25 protein-coding genes are annotated in these 16,828 nt (G+C 52.7%); 21 read left to right on the forward strand and 4 right to left on the reverse strand.

Annotation, left to right across the window (positions count from 1 at the left end):
* On the forward strand, nt 1-879 hold an 879-nt coding region (locus tag RT018_RS01880), incomplete at its 5' end, for a transposase (RefSeq protein WP_312938848.1).
* A 283-nt stretch (nt 880-1,162) separates the two neighbouring features.
* Here the strand turns inward: RT018_RS01880 and RT018_RS01885 are convergent.
* From RT018_RS01885 to RT018_RS01895, 3 genes are all read right to left on the reverse strand, one after another.
* Nucleotides 1,163-1,456: a potassium channel family protein gene (locus tag RT018_RS01885; protein WP_312938849.1), complete on the reverse strand. Its 294-nt coding sequence runs from the start codon at nt 1,454-1,456 to the stop codon at nt 1,163-1,165.
* Between the two features lie 3 nt (nt 1,457-1,459).
* On the reverse strand, nt 1,460-2,320 hold the full coding sequence (locus tag RT018_RS01890) for a PhzF family phenazine biosynthesis protein (RefSeq protein WP_312938850.1): 861 nt from the start codon (nt 2,318-2,320) through the stop codon (nt 1,460-1,462).
* 896 nt (nt 2,321-3,216) lie between these two features.
* Entirely contained in the window at nt 3,217-3,648 is a 432-nt protein-coding gene (locus tag RT018_RS01895) for a helix-turn-helix transcriptional regulator (RefSeq protein WP_312938851.1), read from the reverse strand.
* Nucleotides 3,649-3,799: 151 nt separating this feature from the next.
* Here RT018_RS01895 and RT018_RS15780 point away from each other — a divergent pair, with 151 nt between their 5' ends.
* Together RT018_RS15780 and RT018_RS01900 are read left to right on the forward strand one after the other, a co-directional pair.
* Nucleotides 3,800-3,964, forward strand: a complete 165-nt coding sequence (locus tag RT018_RS15780; protein ID WP_397359520.1) for a DUF6906 family protein — start codon at nt 3,800-3,802, stop codon at nt 3,962-3,964.
* A 23-nt stretch (nt 3,965-3,987) separates the two neighbouring features.
* Nucleotides 3,988-5,013 (forward strand): hypothetical protein, encoded by a 1,026-nt coding sequence (locus RT018_RS01900; RefSeq protein ID WP_312938852.1) that lies wholly within the window; start codon nt 3,988-3,990, stop codon nt 5,011-5,013.
* A 248-nt stretch (nt 5,014-5,261) separates the two neighbouring features.
* On the opposite strand, the gene RT018_RS01905 is transcribed toward RT018_RS01900, so the two are convergent.
* Entirely contained in the window at nt 5,262-5,462 is a 201-nt protein-coding gene (locus RT018_RS01905) for a hypothetical protein (RefSeq protein ID WP_312938853.1), read from the reverse strand.
* 97 nt (nt 5,463-5,559) lie between these two features.
* Here RT018_RS01905 and RT018_RS01910 point away from each other — a divergent pair, with 97 nt between their 5' ends.
* From RT018_RS01910 to terL, 18 genes are all read left to right on the forward strand, one after another.
* On the forward strand, nt 5,560-5,781 hold the full coding sequence (locus tag RT018_RS01910; RefSeq protein WP_312938854.1) for a helix-turn-helix transcriptional regulator: 222 nt from the start codon (nt 5,560-5,562) through the stop codon (nt 5,779-5,781).
* Nucleotides 5,782-5,803: 22 nt separating this feature from the next.
* Nucleotides 5,804-7,876 (forward strand): transposase, encoded by a 2,073-nt coding sequence (locus RT018_RS01915; protein ID WP_312938855.1) that lies wholly within the window; start codon nt 5,804-5,806, stop codon nt 7,874-7,876.
* 11 nt (nt 7,877-7,887) lie between these two features.
* Nucleotides 7,888-8,862, forward strand: a complete 975-nt coding sequence (locus RT018_RS01920) for an AAA family ATPase (protein ID WP_312938856.1) — start codon at nt 7,888-7,890, stop codon at nt 8,860-8,862.
* A gap of 339 nt (nt 8,863-9,201) precedes the next feature.
* The gene (locus tag RT018_RS01925) at nt 9,202-9,519 is read left to right on the forward strand and encodes a hypothetical protein (protein WP_312938857.1); all 318 of its coding nucleotides are present in this window, start codon (nt 9,202-9,204) and stop codon (nt 9,517-9,519) included.
* On the forward strand, nt 9,498-10,022 hold the full coding sequence (locus RT018_RS01930; protein ID WP_312938858.1) for a host-nuclease inhibitor Gam family protein: 525 nt from the start codon (nt 9,498-9,500) through the stop codon (nt 10,020-10,022). The genes RT018_RS01925 and RT018_RS01930 overlap by 22 nt, the downstream gene beginning before the upstream one ends.
* An 11-nt stretch (nt 10,023-10,033) precedes the next feature.
* Nucleotides 10,034-10,489, forward strand: coding sequence for a regulatory protein GemA (locus tag RT018_RS01935; protein ID WP_312938859.1), 456 nt, complete (start codon nt 10,034-10,036; stop codon nt 10,487-10,489).
* Nucleotides 10,486-10,677: a hypothetical protein gene (locus RT018_RS01940; RefSeq protein WP_312938860.1), complete on the forward strand. Its 192-nt coding sequence runs from the start codon at nt 10,486-10,488 to the stop codon at nt 10,675-10,677. The genes RT018_RS01935 and RT018_RS01940 overlap by 4 nt, the downstream gene beginning before the upstream one ends.
* The gene (locus tag RT018_RS01945) at nt 10,667-11,026 is read left to right on the forward strand and encodes a hypothetical protein (protein WP_312938861.1); all 360 of its coding nucleotides are present in this window, start codon (nt 10,667-10,669) and stop codon (nt 11,024-11,026) included. Before RT018_RS01940 ends, RT018_RS01945 begins: the two co-directional genes overlap by 11 nt.
* Nucleotides 11,023-11,382 (forward strand): translation initiation factor IF-2, encoded by a 360-nt coding sequence (locus tag RT018_RS01950; protein ID WP_312938862.1) that lies wholly within the window; start codon nt 11,023-11,025, stop codon nt 11,380-11,382. Before RT018_RS01945 ends, RT018_RS01950 begins: the two co-directional genes overlap by 4 nt.
* Nucleotides 11,375-11,812 (forward strand): hypothetical protein, encoded by a 438-nt coding sequence (locus tag RT018_RS01955; protein WP_312938863.1) that lies wholly within the window; start codon nt 11,375-11,377, stop codon nt 11,810-11,812. The genes RT018_RS01950 and RT018_RS01955 overlap by 8 nt, the downstream gene beginning before the upstream one ends.
* A complete protein-coding gene (locus tag RT018_RS01960) occupies nt 11,809-11,997 on the forward strand; it encodes a hypothetical protein (protein ID WP_312938864.1) in 189 nt (62 codons plus the stop codon). The genes RT018_RS01955 and RT018_RS01960 overlap by 4 nt, the downstream gene beginning before the upstream one ends.
* A complete protein-coding gene (locus RT018_RS01965; RefSeq protein ID WP_312938865.1) occupies nt 11,981-12,757 on the forward strand; it encodes a glycoside hydrolase family 25 protein in 777 nt (258 codons plus the stop codon). The genes RT018_RS01960 and RT018_RS01965 overlap by 17 nt, the downstream gene beginning before the upstream one ends.
* A 20-nt stretch (nt 12,758-12,777) precedes the next feature.
* On the forward strand, nt 12,778-13,113 hold the full coding sequence (locus RT018_RS01970; RefSeq protein WP_312938866.1) for a Mor transcription activator family protein: 336 nt from the start codon (nt 12,778-12,780) through the stop codon (nt 13,111-13,113).
* Nucleotides 13,114-13,207: 94 nt separating this feature from the next.
* A complete protein-coding gene (locus RT018_RS01975) occupies nt 13,208-13,828 on the forward strand; it encodes a hypothetical protein (RefSeq protein WP_312938867.1) in 621 nt (206 codons plus the stop codon).
* Between the two features lie 9 nt (nt 13,829-13,837).
* Nucleotides 13,838-14,137, forward strand: a complete 300-nt coding sequence (locus tag RT018_RS01980) for a hypothetical protein (RefSeq protein WP_312938868.1) — start codon at nt 13,838-13,840, stop codon at nt 14,135-14,137.
* Between the two features lie 6 nt (nt 14,138-14,143).
* Nucleotides 14,144-14,467: a hypothetical protein gene (locus tag RT018_RS01985; protein ID WP_397359527.1), complete on the forward strand. Its 324-nt coding sequence runs from the start codon at nt 14,144-14,146 to the stop codon at nt 14,465-14,467.
* Complete coding sequence (locus RT018_RS01990; protein WP_312938869.1) at nt 14,460-15,032, forward strand: phage protein Gp27 family protein; 573 nt, start codon at nt 14,460-14,462, stop codon at nt 15,030-15,032. The genes RT018_RS01985 and RT018_RS01990 overlap by 8 nt, the downstream gene beginning before the upstream one ends.
* On the forward strand, nt 15,019-16,794 hold the full coding sequence (terL, locus tag RT018_RS01995) for a phage terminase large subunit (RefSeq protein ID WP_312938870.1): 1,776 nt from the start codon (nt 15,019-15,021) through the stop codon (nt 16,792-16,794). Before RT018_RS01990 ends, terL begins: the two co-directional genes overlap by 14 nt.
* Nucleotides 16,795-16,828 lie beyond the last annotated feature (34 nt).

A 16,828-nucleotide genomic window follows, 5' to 3' on the forward strand; every position in this document is an offset into this window, starting at 1 on the left:
AAAGAACGCTGGATTGACGCGCAAAAGGGAAACCTGCTCAATGTCGGCTACTTTCATGTGGTTTTCACGGTGCCGCAGGAATTGAATTTATGGATTTATCGAAACCAGCAGGATTGCTATAATCTGCTTTTTCGCTGTGTAGCTGAGACGATACAGGAGTTATCCGCGGACAAAAAATATCTTGGCGCCGCCACTGGACACACCGCTGTGCTCCACACATGGGGACAAAACCTCTGCTTCCACCCACACATTCACTGCATTGTTCCGGGCGGTGGCCTCACCAAGCTGGGCAAATGGCTTCCGTCCCGAAAAAAATTCTTCCTGCCGGTGAAGGTGTTGTCCAGAAAATTTCGAGGCAAGTTTTTGGCGCTGCTTAAGCAGCAGTTTCCCAACATAGAACTGTCTGTGCTGAATGAGTGTTATCATAAAGAATGGGTGGTTTACTGCAAACCGCCTTTTAAAGATCCGGCTTGCGTGGTGGAGTATCTTGGGCGTTACACCCACAGGGTGGCCATCTCCAATAACCGAATCCTCAAGCTTGAGAGCGGCAACGTTACGTTCAAATGGCGGGACTACCGGGACGGCAGCCGCTGGAAAGAGATGACGTTGAGAACTGAAGAGTTTATTCGGCGCTTCCTGATGCACGTCCTGCCGTCCGGCTTCACAAAAATACGGCACTATGGCATTCTATCCAGTCGCGGCAAGCAGAAGAAGCTGCACATCTGCAAGGTACAGACGGGCACATCACTGAAAAGAAGAGAAAAGCTTTCCACTGAGGCCCTCATCCAAAAGATCCTCGGCAGAAAGCCTTCTCAATGCCCAAACTGTGGCTTTTGCGGTCTGCTTCGAACCGGACTCGCACCGCCGACAGCCTGCTAAATTACAAAGCCTTTTAAGTCTGCTCCAAGGGCAGGCTGGCTTTGCTGCACCCATTTTAGCATAGAAAGGGGAAAATTGAAATGATTTCTGTGCCGGAATGGGCGTTTCAAGTATCTGGACTAAAGTATTTTGACGAGCAAAAGCGAATGCTTTGCCCATAGTCGATGCAAGCCCGACCGCGGCTTCGTGCTATGGAATTATCCAAACATGGGCGACGCAGTTTTTGCTGTGTCGTTCTTTTTTGCGCCCATGCTCGGATAATTCTCTATTCATAATGGGAAATTCAGAGATACGAAGGTTGGTTCCTGATAGTCTTAGAGTATTCTAACTGTTTGCTAATTGCGATACCAAATATAGCGGAGATCATAGTTATAATTCTGCCGGCTGTTGTCACAGGGTTGTTATCACCATAGACCATAGTTGTAAGTGATACCGTGGCCCAATAAACCGCCTCAAAAAGCGAATTAAAGCTGTCAGGTTCCACATTAAATATGATAAGCGCCGAAATAAGTATGTAGCCAAGGGCCAAAATGCAGACGGTTACTAGCGGCCCCTTCTGCTTTTTAAATACCCTCACTATTTAATCTTTAAGCCAGCCGCGTATCGAAATCACCGCATTGCCTCCAACATAAATTTCTTCATCTAAACCAATTCGGCTTATTATAATTGACGGTTTCCCCATACTTTCTCCCTGAATAAAAATATTCTCATCCTGTTTTGAAATCCGACCTTGGCTGTGGAGATAATAGGTCAACGCACCATTCGATGTACCGGTTGCTGCCTCTTCGTCAATTCCATAAAGCGGAGCAAAATTTCGACATTGCGCCGTAACTTGGGTGGACAATTCAGGATAATACATATGAACACCAACTACTTGATGTCTTTGAGAGAGCCGGATGATCTCTTCTTTGCTTTGAACAACGTGTTTGAGCTTATCTATGCTGTCGACCGGCAGAAGAATATCTGGTAAGCCTGTACTGACAATGCATGGCTGAAATGTTGCGGGCTTATCATCTATGCAAAGCTCATAAGCCTGGTATAGAGCGGAGGCTTCCTCATCCGATAATTCTTTAATCAATTTGCCCGGTGCCATTCCCATCCAGATATAGTCCGGCTCTACTATCATCGGAATTTTCCCTGCTGCTGTTTCAGCTGTATACTTTCCAATTGGCAATGCTTTTTCTTCTCGCAGAACCGTAAACGCAGAGATTGTGGCATGTCCACACAAATCCACTTCTCCTTCGGGGGTAAAATACCGGACACTAAAGAGATGCGAATTGATCTTTTTTACAAACGCCGTTTCAGAATGCTTCAGTTCTGCGGCAATTTGTTGCATTAGGAAAGCATTGGGGAATTCTGCAGTTCTGTCTAACAAGACAACACCAGCCTGATTTCCCTCATAAATATGTTCGGTAAATGCATCTACAATGTATAACTCCATTTATATTTCCCTCTTAACAAATTTCATTCTGTCTCAGAATAAGTTACTCAACCTAAAGAAGCTCTTACTAACTTCAACAAGTACATTTTGAATAGATAACATTGCTAGATGATTGGGCACGACTACCCACAAGCGCGGGGATGGAATTCTGAAGTGTGCGACGACAGAGAGCGCAGTCTGTGATGTCATCACGGAGCCTCCGTCTGAAAATTTGTGTACGGGGACAACGTATTTGAGAAACGCGGGATAAGGCGGGAACGGCGGGGACAACGCGAGAAAACCCCCTATTCATGCGGGATACAGCGATTTTAAAACGGGAAAAACATTTTTCTTTTTCATTTATTTTGAGATCAGGGCGTCGAGAAATCGACGCTCTCTTTTTATGCACATAGCAGCCTGGTCAAAACCGGGATAACCGCCGAACAAACGCCGCCACCGACAACACCGCGCAACCGCCGAAAACCATTGAAGTACAAAGGGTTTGCGGCAACACGCAAAATAAAAGGGCCGCTCGGCACCGTCCCGGAAGTCACAGCAGCTGACATAAGAGGACGGGCTTTGCGGCCCATATTTGAAGTATAGCAAATCAGCCGTCATTTGGCAAGACGGCAAAGCGTGCAAACGCAGCGTTAGAGCGTGCTAAAAAATCCGCTTATATACTGAAATCAGCGGACAATTCCGCACGAAAGGCGTTACTGAGCCGTGCGAACCGTGCGCGACCGCCGATACTTTTATACGCGAATCAATCACTCTGCAATGTGACAATTTCAAAAAAGCGCGTCACAATGTCACATTGCCCTATTCATGCGGGTTTGAGAGCTGTTCAAAATTCATGATGCTGCATTTTCAATGTGACAGAATTTTGATTTATTATTTAATCATTTAAGCACAAAAAATCAAGCGTTTCCGCTGGCGACTTCATCGTCACTACCGGGGGCGCTTTTTTGTTGCTCGTTCGTGTCGGAATATGTTGAGTAAATAGACGCCTTTCCCCCGCACGTTTGCTCATATTTTAACTTTGTCAAATCAAAGATGGTCTTCCTGTCTCCTGATTCTAATAGTCGGAACATAGCAACCAGATCAGATTCGGCCTCAGCCAGTGGAATCCCGTCACAAATGTAGTTAGGTTCTTGAATTGGCAATTCTAAAAGACGAGCTGGGCTAATCTCGAAAAAACGTGAAAGCGAAATAAGCGCATCGTAGCCTGGCTTACTCCGTCCTCGTTCCCAGTCACCAACATTGCCATTTGAAACACCTATTGCCTTAGCCAAATCTGTCTGAGTGACACCCTTTCTTAGACGTAGGTCCTTTAGTAAATCGCAGAACAAAAAAATCTCCCCTCTCGAAATTACGTGGATTTCTCGTATTTGTATTGACATTCTCGTAAATACGCAATATAATAAATAAGGATTAAAAACTAAATCAAACACAGCATAGCACACACAGCTCTAAAAGGAAATAACAGGGAGGAGATTTTTTGTGAGACATGGAAAAAAACCTACGCGCAAACAGAAGATCAGACTTGGACAAGCAGGGCTGTCTCCGGAGAACTGGCTGGTGGTCAAGCAGAAGAGAAACGGTGAACTTGTAATTCTACATAAGACCAACGATCAGATCAGAGTCGTTCCGGCTCCGATCGCCTGAAAAAAGAAAGGAAGTACAGCAGCATGAGAAAGATGAAGAAAATCAACGGGTATCTGGTGGTCCGGTTCAACGACCGGGAAAAGCGCGAGTACGAAACCCTCGGCAGCTTCGGCGTGATTGCCGCCGAGGAGTATACCGGTGATCTGGACATGGACCGGGATGTGATGGAGTACGACGATGCCGACTCCCTGGAAGTCGCCGTCGAGCAGGCCCGGGGCCTGAACGCCGAGGAGGACTACACCGGCCTTCCGGCCACCTGCACCGTGATCCGCGAGACCGATCATGATACCGAGATGAACCAGGTCGACCCCCAGCTCATGATCACAGGCTGGACAGAGGAGTTGACCCAGCAGGTAAACAACCGGCACTACCCCGACATGGACGCCCGCACGGCAGCGCATGAGCTCTACGGATACAAGATGGCGCTGGTCCGCATGGGGCTGATTGACGCGGACGAGGCATATGTCCTGCCGAATACATTCGAAGCAGCAACAGCGCCTACAGTCGCAACGGATGCTGCTCACCCATTTGATTTTCTCCACCAATTGTCCGACGCGCCCACATGGCGGCTGTATGAGCTGGGGCGGGCGCTGGAGAAGGATTGCCCGGAGAACGACTGCATCCTCTACCGCAATATTTTCAAGATGTCCTTGGAGCTGGATGATGCGCTGGATTTCAACTCCGGGTGTGCGCAAGAGACCTTAAAGCGGCAGCTTCGCGCATTCCAACGCGAGATGAACCAGATGTACTGGGAAAATTATGCCGTCACCTCCTACCGAGAGCAGCTCCGGGCGCAGAAGCACGGACCATCCGTAACGCTCACACCGCACAAGTCGGGGGACGGCGGTACCCTGACGCTGCCGATGCGGAGCAATATTCCCCATCCCAAGAACGCGGACTGGAAGCTCACCACCTGCCCGGTGTGCGGGGCCGAATGCTGGGAGAGCGACCTTGCCCGGCAGGCGCTGGCAGCGGAGCCGGACCTCCGCGCGGCCTGCACCTCCTGCGCATTGAAGGAGAATGTGAGGGGAAATAACGACAGGGCTTGAACTGCTACGAGGGTTCTCCACCACTGCTGAAGAGATTGCAGATATTATCTCTGCACATTGCCCACCCATTATTCCGGCTAATTGTGATCACTTTTCTTGCCGGGAATGCTGGCTTGCATGGCTGGAAACCGGAGAGTCGCCAAAAGGCGGGGAGCCGCCCAGCAAGCAGACGGCTCCCAGAGGAGACAAGCTTCATCCGAACTTAGAGGAGTTTCTTACGCAAAAGAAGCAACTGCGAAAGATGCTCATTACGACTCACTCTGAAGCTTCTCACGAGTTACGACGTCAGCTCGACAATGCTCATTCACGAACTGCGCAAACTCAACCTGATTGAGTATCCCCTTGAACTCCAGATAATCAACCAGCGCAATTATTATCGGGTCGTTCATGTACCGGTCCATAAACATCGAATCGGCATAGTCGTTCCCGGTTTTGATCCAATCAGACACAAAACTCACCTCCCTCCACTGGGAAATCCCATTTCATTATATCGAGGAAGGAAATGGAAGTAAATCTAATAGCTACTTTACGGAAAGGAGGAGCGCGATGAGAGGCCGTAAGAAGCTCTCCCCACTTGGAAAGATTGTCGACAAGGCGCTAACTGATCATGAAATGACAAAGTCGGAACTGGCCGATATGGTTGGGACCTCTCCCCAATATTTAAGTCAGATTCTTCACGGTGCCCGCGCTGGAGATAAGTATCTCCCCATCATCATCGCGGTCCTTAGACTTGACCCGCAGAAGGTCGAGAAGGCAATCGCGGCATGAACAAAGGAAGGGAGGGACTGGGGTGCCCGAGGTATTTGTCACATTGGAAGATGCGGCTGCGTTTGAGGACGTCAAGTACAATACGCTGATTCAGCGTATGAAACGCAGCCCAAAGCAATTCAAGACGCGGCTACAGCCCCGCGAGGGCGGGGGGAAAGATCAGGTTATGATCTCCGTTTCCTCCCTCAGCCCCAAAGCAAGGAGGGCGCACCGTGCCGCGCAGAAGGTAGACGGGAGGGATGTCATCATAGAGCAGCGCACCGAACACGATGCCTCGCCCTGGTATGTGAGCGTTGACCTGAACCATTTTATAGAAGGCCATAAGAAGGCGTTTTATGAGGCGGTGGATCTCGCCGCCAGCGTTCAGGACTACATAGATTATACCGGGTCGGACCGCACCGGCTACGCGGAGCGGTTTGCGCTGCGGCTGGGAATCAGCCCGCCGACACTTTACCGCTACGTCAGCAACATCATGGAGGCGAACGCCTGGGCGCTCCGCCTTGAGCGTGAGGACGGGCAAAGCCGGGACTATTTCCGACCGCTGTCCCTTTGCCGGAAGCCTAAGGAAAAGGCCACCTTCCCCAGCCTGACAGATGAGCAGAAAGCCGTTATTGAAAATATCTGGTTTGACAAACGATTTGCCGAAAACCTCGGGACCATTGAAATGCTCTATGAAAAATTCGAGGACATTGCAAGTGACCGAAGTTGGGAGGAGTACCCCTCCGTGAAGACCATCGCCCGCTATGTCAAGCACCTCATGAGCCGCAAGGTCGCGGATAGCGCCAGGTATCTCGCCGCCAACGGGACCCGCGAGTGGAAGAACAAGAAGATGCTCAAGGGCAAGCGGGACGCGACAAGTCTTGAGGTTATGGAATATGTCATCGGCGACGAGCACACCTTCGACCTTTGGGTGCAGTGGACCGCGCCGAACGGAAAGATCAAGGCCGTCCGTCCGAAGCTGGTCGCCTGGATTGACATGAAGAGCCGCGCCATTATTGGCGACGTCCTGTGCGTTGATGCTAATTCCCAGACCCTGAAGGAAAGCCTCGTCAAAATGATCTACTCATCACCGGGCGGCGTTCCAAAAATTCTCCACGTCGACAACGGCAAGGACTACACCGCGCGGAGCATGACCGGGCAGACCCGCAAGCAGCGGAATATTGACTTCGGGTTTGATTCCGAGACCATCGGATTTTATCAAAGCATCGGCATTCAGGAAGTCGGGCGCTCCCTTCCGTATCAGCCTTGGGACAAGCCGATTGAACGATTCTTCAATACGGTCTGTTTGAAATTCTCCCGTTGGTTTGATTCCTACGTGGGAACCCTGACCGGCTCCAAGACCTACGCCAAGCGCCAGAAGGATGTTAACGGGATGCTGGAGCGCGGAGAGCTTCTGACAATGGAAGAGTTCTTCGATGTCTGGACGGAATGGAAGAACACCAAGTATCACGCCCGCGAACACCGGGGCCTGAAGGATGCCGGGGAAAAGTGGGTCACACCCTGCGATATGTTTGCCAATGGTCCCCGCTATGAGAAAGCAGCGCCGCCCCGTGAATACGCGGCCATGCTGCTGATGAAGGCGGAGAAAGCCCGTGTCTACAATCAGGGAATCAACAAGTTCGGCACTCTTTACACCGACAGCGAACTTGGATTCTACATCGGTAAGACAGTCGGCATCAAGTGGGATATCGACGATGTAACCAAGCTCTATGTGTTTGATGAGGACGGGCAAAAAATCTGTGAGGCCGTGTCCGCCGAGCTGTTGGCTTTTGGTCCTCACTGCTCTCAGGCAACGTTGGAAAAACATATGCGAGATCAGAAGCGGCAGCTCCGCCAGACAAGAGAGTTCCTCGAAGAATGCAGGACCCCATACGAGCACCGGGTGGAGGAAGGCCGTCCCTCCGATGCAGTCGGGAAAATTGATCTCACCATTAAGGCCAACCATGGGCAAAAAGTTATTTCCCTTCCCACGGATAAGGAGTTCCGCGCGGAGGTGGCAGCGGGAAGCAGTAAGAAGAAGGCCGGAGCCGGGGATGAGTTCCTTGCCTCCAAGGCCGGGGATGCCCTCGCCCGTCTGAGGGCCATGAATGAATAGGAGGTAACATTATGGAAGTCACAGCAGCAGCGCGGATTAACACCTATACCGAGGCCCGGAGCCTCTCCCAGCGGGTCAATGAGCACCTTGTATCATCGGGAAAGAGCATTGCTTCTCTGGCTAAGGACGTCAACTACAGCCGCACCACCGTATCCCGGTACCTGTCCGGGAAGTATGACGCCGATCCCACGGACCTTGAGAGCAAGCTTTCCGCCTATCTTCAGGAGCAGACAGGCGAGACTGTGGAAATTCCGGTTCAGGGAACGGTTCGGAAGACCGGTCAAAAGCCCAGATTTTTTGAGAGCCGGGATGCAAAGGCCGTCCTGGGCGTGTGCCAGAGCTGCCAGGAGTACATCGGGCTGGGGATCGTGGTCGGGCGCAGCGGCTACGGCAAGACCCACACCTTGAAGGAATACGCCAAGCTGTCTCGTGTGGCCTACATTGAATGCGACGACACCATGAGCAGCCGCGACCTTGTAGAGGCGATTGAGCGGTCACTGGGTCTGCCCACCGGATACGGGACGATCTGGCGCAGGGTAAACGGTATCCGCGACTTCTTCAGCACCAACAAAGGCTATCTGCTCATCATCGATGAGGCAGACAAGCTCATTAGTAAGTTTACACAAAAGAAAATGGAGATTCTCCGGGCGGTCTTCGATCAAAGCGACGTCGGCCTTGTAATCGCCGGTGAGCCTAAGCTGGAGGCACAGATCAAGACGTATCTCGCCCGCATGGCCAACCGCGTAGACTTCTACGCCGTCCTGCACGGGCTGACTCCCTCCGAGGTGGAGAAGTATCTGGACGGCTTTGAAATTACACCGGACGCGCTGGTGGAGCTGAAAGCCCGCGCCTGCAATATGCAGACCGGCTGCTTCCGCCTTTTGGATCGGACACTCTCCAACATCCGCCGCATTCTGTCCGACAACGGCGAGACCACAATCACCCAGAAGATCATCGTGCAGGCATCCAGCATGATGATGCTTTAAGGGGGCAATGCAATGATAATTCGGGTTTTGAAGGATTTTTTCGTGCCTGAAAAATACTGTAACAACTGCGCCAATTACGATTACACGGAAGGCATCTTCGGGCATAGCCGCTGCTGTCTCTTTAAATGCAAAATTCATTTAGATGGGCTCAATGCTATCAAGTGCTCCCAGTGCGTGGAGGCAGGTCGGCAGATCGTTGAAACGGGTTGCGAGTTTTGCGAGGGAGAGTATGTAGCAGGCTATATGAGGGCCTATATCGGCAACGATCTTAAACCGGCCAACCCGCCGTTTTGCCCCGAGTGTGGAAAAAGACGGCGTTAGAACAGGAGGCTTCGGACAATGAAAATGATAAAACAGCGGCTTTGGGGGCTGGCTCTTATCCTGATCTCCGTTGCCCTGATGGCCCTCGCCTCCACCGGGGAGACGCCGGAGGAACGGGACGCAACCGCCGTCCTGCTCACACTGCCTCTGGGCATCTACGCGCTGGTGACAAAAGAGGACCTTCTCTGCGCACCCGCCGAGGCAGCGCACAGGGTCAGGGCCGGACCCAGGCGTAAGCGGCTCCACGTGCATCGACGCACCCGCCGCCCTCAGGGCAGCGGCCATTATGAGCAGATCGAGAAAGGAGTTTCACTATGGCAAGAACACGTATCGTAGAAGCACCGGCGCTCCGGAACTGGGAGGACGTTGACGCCACTTTGCGGGAAATTGCAGAGAAGCGCATCGCTCTGCAGGACATTGAAAGCGAGATGCAGCGCCAAATCATCGGCATTAAGAAAATCACTGAGCAGGAGAGCAAGCCCTATGCGGACCGGATTTCCAAGCTGGAGCGGGATCTGAAGGAGTTCGTTGAAGATCATCGTACTGAGCTGGGGAAGACCAAAACCAGAAACCTAAACTTCGGCAATGTCGGGTACCGGCTCTCTACTGCCGTCTCCATTCCCAAGGCAAAGGAGAAGGTTGCTGAGATCATCCGCAAACTCAAGGCGCGGAACATGACCGACTGCATCGTCGTAAAGGAGGACGTCAGCAAGGAGAGCCTGAAAAAGTACGGCGAGGACACCGTCAATGCAGTGGGAGCCACATGGAAGCAGAAGGATGTTTTCGGGTACGACGTGTATCTGGACAAGCTGGAGCGCACTACCTCCGGCTTGCAGTAAGGAGGCGCGGAATGGCGACAGCAGCGAGAGGCGGACGAAAGCCCGCCTCCATCCGCACCCTCTGGGCAATTGCCAGGTCTCCGGAGCTGCAGCTCTCGGAGGAGGACCTTCATGCAATTGTCTACAGGGAGACGCGGAAGGGGAGCATGAAGCAGCTCACCCAGGGCGAGATCAACACGCTGGCCCGCATCCTGCAGAACATGAAAGACGGCGTCAGTCGGGATGTGAACACCAAGCGCACCGATGAGGGCGGAGACCCCCGCACCGTGCAGCTCCGGCGCAAGATTTATGCACTGTGCGGGACGTTGGGCTGGAACAACGACAACCAGCGGATCAACGCCTTTGCAAAGCGGATGTGCGGCGTCGAGCGGATTGAATGGCTGAATATGGCGCAGTGCTGCAAGATCGTGGAGGCGCTCAAGGCCATGGCCGCGAGGCAAGAAGCAGGGGGAGGCGCGACGGAATGAAAACCGTGACGATCAGGAATCTTTCATCCTTTGCTGATTTCTCTGCGATAGCGAGGGTAGCATTCTTAATCTCTGGTGACGAATACTGTGCCACACATGATGATCGCGGTAACGAAGCGGTCCGTATATCCCGTAAAGGCAACACCTACACCGTGCTTGATAAGGAGGCCGTGCAGGATGAAGCTTGAAGAGTGCACGAAGGATGAATTGATCTGGATCATTCAGAATCGTTGCTTTCGCTCCGCTGAAGATTTCGAGTTTGATATTCTCATGTTACGCGGCGAAAAAATCAACAGTGCCTCCTCCGCCGAGTTCAAACGAGCGAACAGTGCACTCGGTGAATATTGCCGCCTTCTTGAGCCGTATAGCGGAAAGCCGCTGAGCTCTATTCCAAATGCCGTGCTTAGTAAGGCGAATGAATGGATGAAGGTACGCGAAGCAGCCTTGAAAAAGTACGACCGGCTGGAAAAGCAATATCGTGAAATCTCGCGGCATACAGATCGGATTCTGGGATTAGGAGAGGATGTTCAGCCGTGAACGATCCACCTGCGACTCACAGCGATGTCGACATCATGAACGCTCTGTTGGGGATCAAGTCTATGCAGTACGACATTCGGCTAGGCTGGAAATGCTTTGCTCCTGATCTGCTTCGATATTACAAGGAGCTGCCAAGCGAAGTGCAGAGGCGGCTCACGAAACTCACACCTCGCAATCTGGCGCGTATTGAGCAGAGGCTTGGGGGTATCCCCCCGGATCAGGTACTTGAGGAACTGACCTGCGACGCTGCATTTGATCAGGTAATTCGCGCCACCAATGTTTATCTGGAGCGCTGCGGGCGCTGCCTTCTGGGGCCGGATGGATGGCCATTAGCAAGAAAGGACACATATGAGTGAATTGATATTAAAAAGCGATCTGAGATTACTCAATGACCGTATACTCAACCTTGGCTCTGGACTTGCGACCATGCCGGAGAACGGGACGATGCAGGTGGGCAAAGCGTTTCTGACTGCGGTCTTGGGTTACATGGAAGAACTGCTAGGTATGCGCCGCGCCCAGCCCGCCAACGAGCCGCTTACGCTGGAGCAGTTGCAAAAAGGTGACGTGGTTTGGGTTAAAGACCTTTGCACCGGAGAAATCGAAGTCCTTCGCTTTGACCGGATTGAGCCTGCCACATATCATTCTGGCGATGATTATCGCTTTGAGCAATTTGGCACAAATATAGGGATTATCCGGTGGGCCTACAAGTACGGAATAAATTGGCTTGCCTTCCGCCGTAAGCCGGAAGGGAGCGAGAACGACTATTATAGGAGGATCACATCATGAGCAATGAGCAAAAGTTTGAGATCATTAAAGCACTGGCATACGGCAGGACAGCCGAAGAAATCGCCAGTGCGGAGGACATCGCTTTTCAGGACGTCATGGACGTTCAGATGCAGAACGGCACAGCAATTGCCAATGAGCGGGCGGCGCTGAAGGAAGGAGGCTTTCTTGATGGGAACGCAGATTAAGGGCATTGACATTTCTACGTGGCAGGGCGCTCCAGACTTTGAAAAGGTTAAAGCTTCGGGCATAGAGTTCGTCATCGCCCGCGCAGGCTACGGCAAGAACAACATCGACAAGCAATTCGCCCGCAACGCTGCCGAGTGCAACCGACTGGGTATCCCCTTCGGCGTCTACTGGTTTTCCTATGCGCTTACTGTCGGGGACGCGGCTCGGGAAGCCCTCTACTGTTTGGAGGCGGTCAAGCCCTACCGACTGGAGTACCCCATCATCTTCGATCTGGAGTATGACACGGTTCGGTATGCCAAGAACAACGGCGTAGCCATTACAAAGGCGCTGGCAACGCAGATGGTGAAGGCATTCTGTTCCGAGATTGAGAAAGCCGGGTACTACGCCGCCAACTACGCAAACACTGATTATGCGGCGAATATGCTGGACATGTCCACCCTGTCCCACTTCGATTTGTGGTTTGCATCCTACAAGAGCACCTGCAGCCGGAGCGACGCGGGCATCTGGCAGTATAGCAGCAGTGGGAAGGTAGACGGAATCTCCGGCAGCGTCGACATGGACTACAGCTTCCGCGACTACCCCGCCATTATTTTAAATGCGGGGCTTAACGGGCTCAACGGACTGGACGCACAGGCCGAAGCAATCAAAACGCTGGTGCAATGGGGTGTTATTTCCAATCCAGATACTTGGAAAGCTCGGAGCAGCGAGACCGTCACGATTGGTGAGCTACTGGAACTCCTCGCCAAAATGAAGGTTTAACCTGAAAGGGGGCGCAGGGTGTGAACGAGCTGTCAAAGGAACTGACTGCCGAGATGATTCCTGAAGGGCTGTACCGTAAGATTGCCGACGCGATTGGGGCAAAAAGCTTCTTCGCACTGGCTGAGGCTATCGGGGGAACGACCGTGTACATACCGAAAGCAGAAAGCCTTGTGCGCCCCATCCGAGACGCCCGCATCAAGGAGGAGTTCAACGGTTACAACCATCACGAGCTTGCCAAGAAGTACGATGTAACCGTCCGCTGGGTGCAGCAACTCTGCGGCGAAGGCCATCCCGAAGGGCAGATGGACCTTTTCGGAGACATTGGAAATTCAGATTCAAAAAAACACATCTCTTAGAAGTGCTACGTATATCAATGCAAAAACAAGACCTATAGAATTAAGACTACAAGCTTTGCTTGTAGTCTTAATTTTTTTGAGGAGGAAGAAACCTATGGAAGCAATCCAATCCACAGCGACCCAAGTTCTGCTCCAGTTGGCGCTTGGCATCATCACTCTGCTCGGAACTTACGGGATGTATTATCTGACGAAAGCGACCGCAAAGGCCAAGGCCCAGATCGTGCAGATCAAGGACGACTCTACCCGGACGCTGCTCACCAATGCCCTTGAGGACGTGAATGAGCTGGTGGGCGTCACCGTGGGTGCGATTGAGCAGACTACCGCCGCAGCTCTGCGGGAAGCTGTCAAAAGTGGAAAGGCAGATCGGGCGGCTTTGGTTGCACTCGGGAAACAGGCATTCGAGGCAGTTAAAGCAGCAGTCACCCCGGAGGCACAGAAAGCCATCACCGAAAACCTCGGCAGCTTCGATGAATACCTGCAGAACCTGATCGAAAGCGCCGTGCTGAAGGTGAAGCAGGAAACCAGTTATATCACACTCCCCGAGAGTACCCTTTCCATGGCCGACGCTGCTGACACGCTCGCCTGCGCTGTTCATGAGAGAACCATCGCTCCCGAAGTGCAAACGGCAGCGGAAAGCGTGCCTGCGGCTGACGAGGCACCGGAAATCGAGGAGAGCAGCTCCATCGGCGTAGAGGTCACGCCCTCCGAACAATAAGGAGGCCGCATGACTGTTATCCAAATTACCGCGATCATTGGTGCAGCAGCGTCGCTTCTGTGTACACTGGTTGTCGGTGCGCTCACCTTTTTTATCAAGAAGACGCTTACTGATCTTATCGCCGCTGATAAGGCCAATGCCGAAAGGATCGGAAAGGTCGAGGAAAGACTGAATGACCTGAAGGCAGACCTCCCACTGATCTACGTCACACGGGAAGATTACATTCGCACTATGAACCGGGTCGAGGAAAAGCTCGACAGGCTGATCTATAGCAATGTGGGCGGCAATGTAAAAGAAAAGGAGGAATAGCATCACATGGGCATTATGGATGAAATGCAGGAGCAGGAAGCCAGCAAGAACAAAGCGATCCGGGGCTATATCATCCGGGCTCTGGCAAAGGGCAACCACAACACGCTGTTAATTCGGCAGATTGCGAATGCCCTTGTTGGCGATGGGCTCATTTACTCCCCGGATATTTCAAAGTATCTGGAGTATCTGAAGGAGGGCGGCTACATTGCCTTCACCGGCAGGACCGCCAACGCCTACCAAGCCTATCGGACCGACTCCGTGATCAAGCTGACCAAGAAAGGCGTTGATCTCGTGGAAGGGACGATCGACGATCCCGGCGTCGATGTCTAAGCAGGAACGCCGCCGAACGCGGGTATGCTCCTCCATCGACAAGCTTCCGGATGATATTAAGGGACAGCTCGACCTGAAGCTTACCGATACCACCAACACGTACTGGGACCTGTCCGATTGGCTCGAGGATGAAGGGTTCAAGATCAGCAAGTCCGCCATCGGGCGCTATGCAATCCGCAGCACGCAGGCAGCGCAGCGCGTGGCCGAGACGCTCCAGCGCACGCAGGCAATTGCCCAGGCAGTGGAGGCCCACCCGGACCTCGACTACACCAAAGCCGCCAGCATGGTGTTGATGGACGGGCTCATGCAGCGGGTCAGTACGGCGGAGGATGAGTTCGACGCTCTGCCGTTAGACAAGGCCGGGCGGCTCATCGCCTCCCTCTCCCGGAATGCCACCTATGAAAAGCGGGTCCGGCAGGATATGAAGAAGCGGGCCGAGCTTGCCTTCGATCAGATGGAGTCCGAGCTCATGGCGGCAATTAAGCAGCACCCGGAGCTGGCGTCCGAGCTGCACGACGTCCTGACCCGCGCCAGAGAGAAGGTGGTCCCGGATGGCGAAGATTGATCTTGGTGAATACCTTGAAAAGCTGGACGAGCCGGAGGACCGCGAGGCGGTTGCCAACCGGGAGTATCAAGCGAATCTCTTCCAGCAGTATGTTACCAGCGGCGACAACTTTCCTGAGATGAGAGCGGAACTGCTCCGGAGGTTTCACAGCGGAGCTCCGCTGACCGGGCCGAAGGGTCTGCGCCGTCAGCTGGGTGCAATTGACCTTGAATACTTCGGGCGGGCCTATCTGGCGCACTACTTTATTCGGGAGTCTCCCCCCTTCCACGGGGAGCTTGACCGGATATGGCGTGAGGGAGTTATGAAGGGGCAGGACCCCGCCAAAGATGCATCGGCAATCAGCCGGGCGGACGGATGCCGCCGGGCAATTGAAGCCCCACGTGGTCACGCGAAGTCTACGACCTTCACCTTCAAGGACGATCTTCACGCCGCCGTCTACGCGTACAAGCATTACATTATTATCCTCTCCGACAGCTCCGAGCAGGCCGAGGGTTTTCTCACAGACCTCAAAACGGAGCTTGAGGAGAACGCGGCGCTTAAGGAGGACTTCGGAGATTTGGAGGGCCGGGTCTGGAAGGCATCGGTGATCCTGCTCTCCAACGGCGTCAAGATTGAGGCAATCGGCTCCGGCAAGAAAATCCGTGGCCGGAGACATAAGCAGTGGAGGCCCGACCTCATTGTCTGTGACGATCTGGAGAACGACGAGAACGTCAATACCTCAGACCAGCGCAAGAAGCTTCGGAATTGGTTTTACAAAGCTGTTTCCAAAGCGGGTGACACTTACACCGATATCGTGTACATCGGAACCCTGCTCCACTTCGATGCGCTGCTGGCCAACGTGGCCAATAACCCCAGCTATAAAACGGTCAAGTATCAGGGCGTGATCAGCTTTGCAGCCAACACGGAGCTGTGGGACGCATGGGAGTCAATCTACACAGACCTTTCCAATGATGCACGGCAAGAGGACGCGAAAGAGTTTTTCGAAGCCCGCTCCGCCGAGATGCTGGAGGGTACCGAAGTCCTGTGGGAACAGAAGCTCAGCTACTACGATCTCATGGTGATAAAGATATCTGAAGGCGAGGCAAGCTTTAACTCCGAAATTCAGAATGATCCGATTGACCCGGAGAGCTGCGCTTTTCAAGAAGAGTGGTTTGACATCTATGACGATGACGGAAAGACGGTTCCGGACTTCTCGGCTCCAAACTTTCTGTTTGTGGGTGCAAATGATCCTTCCCTCGGCAAGAACAAGAAGTCGGATACCTCTATTATTGTGGCGGTGGCCAAGGATATGAAGACAGGATATATGTATGTCCTGATTGCCGACATCGCCAAACGCACACCGGATCAGATTATCATCGACGCGATCGAGGACAGCCGTCGTCTTCAGAGGGATTACAAGCGGCCCTATTACAAGTTTGGCGTTGAATCCGTTCAGTTTCAATCCTACTTTGCAGATATTATGGCACAGAAATCCGCAGAGGCGGGAGAGTTCCTGCCGATTGAAAAAATCAACTCCGTTCAGAACAAGGACGCCCGTATCCAGAGCTTACAGCCATATGTCAAAAATGGATACCTCAAGTTCTCAAAGAAACACAAAGCCCTATTCAAGCAGATGCTGGAATATCCCATGGGCAAAAACGATGACGGACCGGATGGTCTCGAGATGGCGGTCAAGCTGGCGGTAGGTATCAAGGTAGGTACAAAGGTCGAGTATAAGTCCGCAATCGCCCGCGCCCTTCGATTTAAGCGCGGAGCCTATTGAGGAGGCGCTACTTATTAACATTCAGGAAAACACA

Source organism: Oscillibacter sp. (assembly GCF_032060045.1).
Classification (GTDB): domain Bacteria; phylum Bacillota; class Clostridia; order Oscillospirales; family Oscillospiraceae; genus Oscillibacter.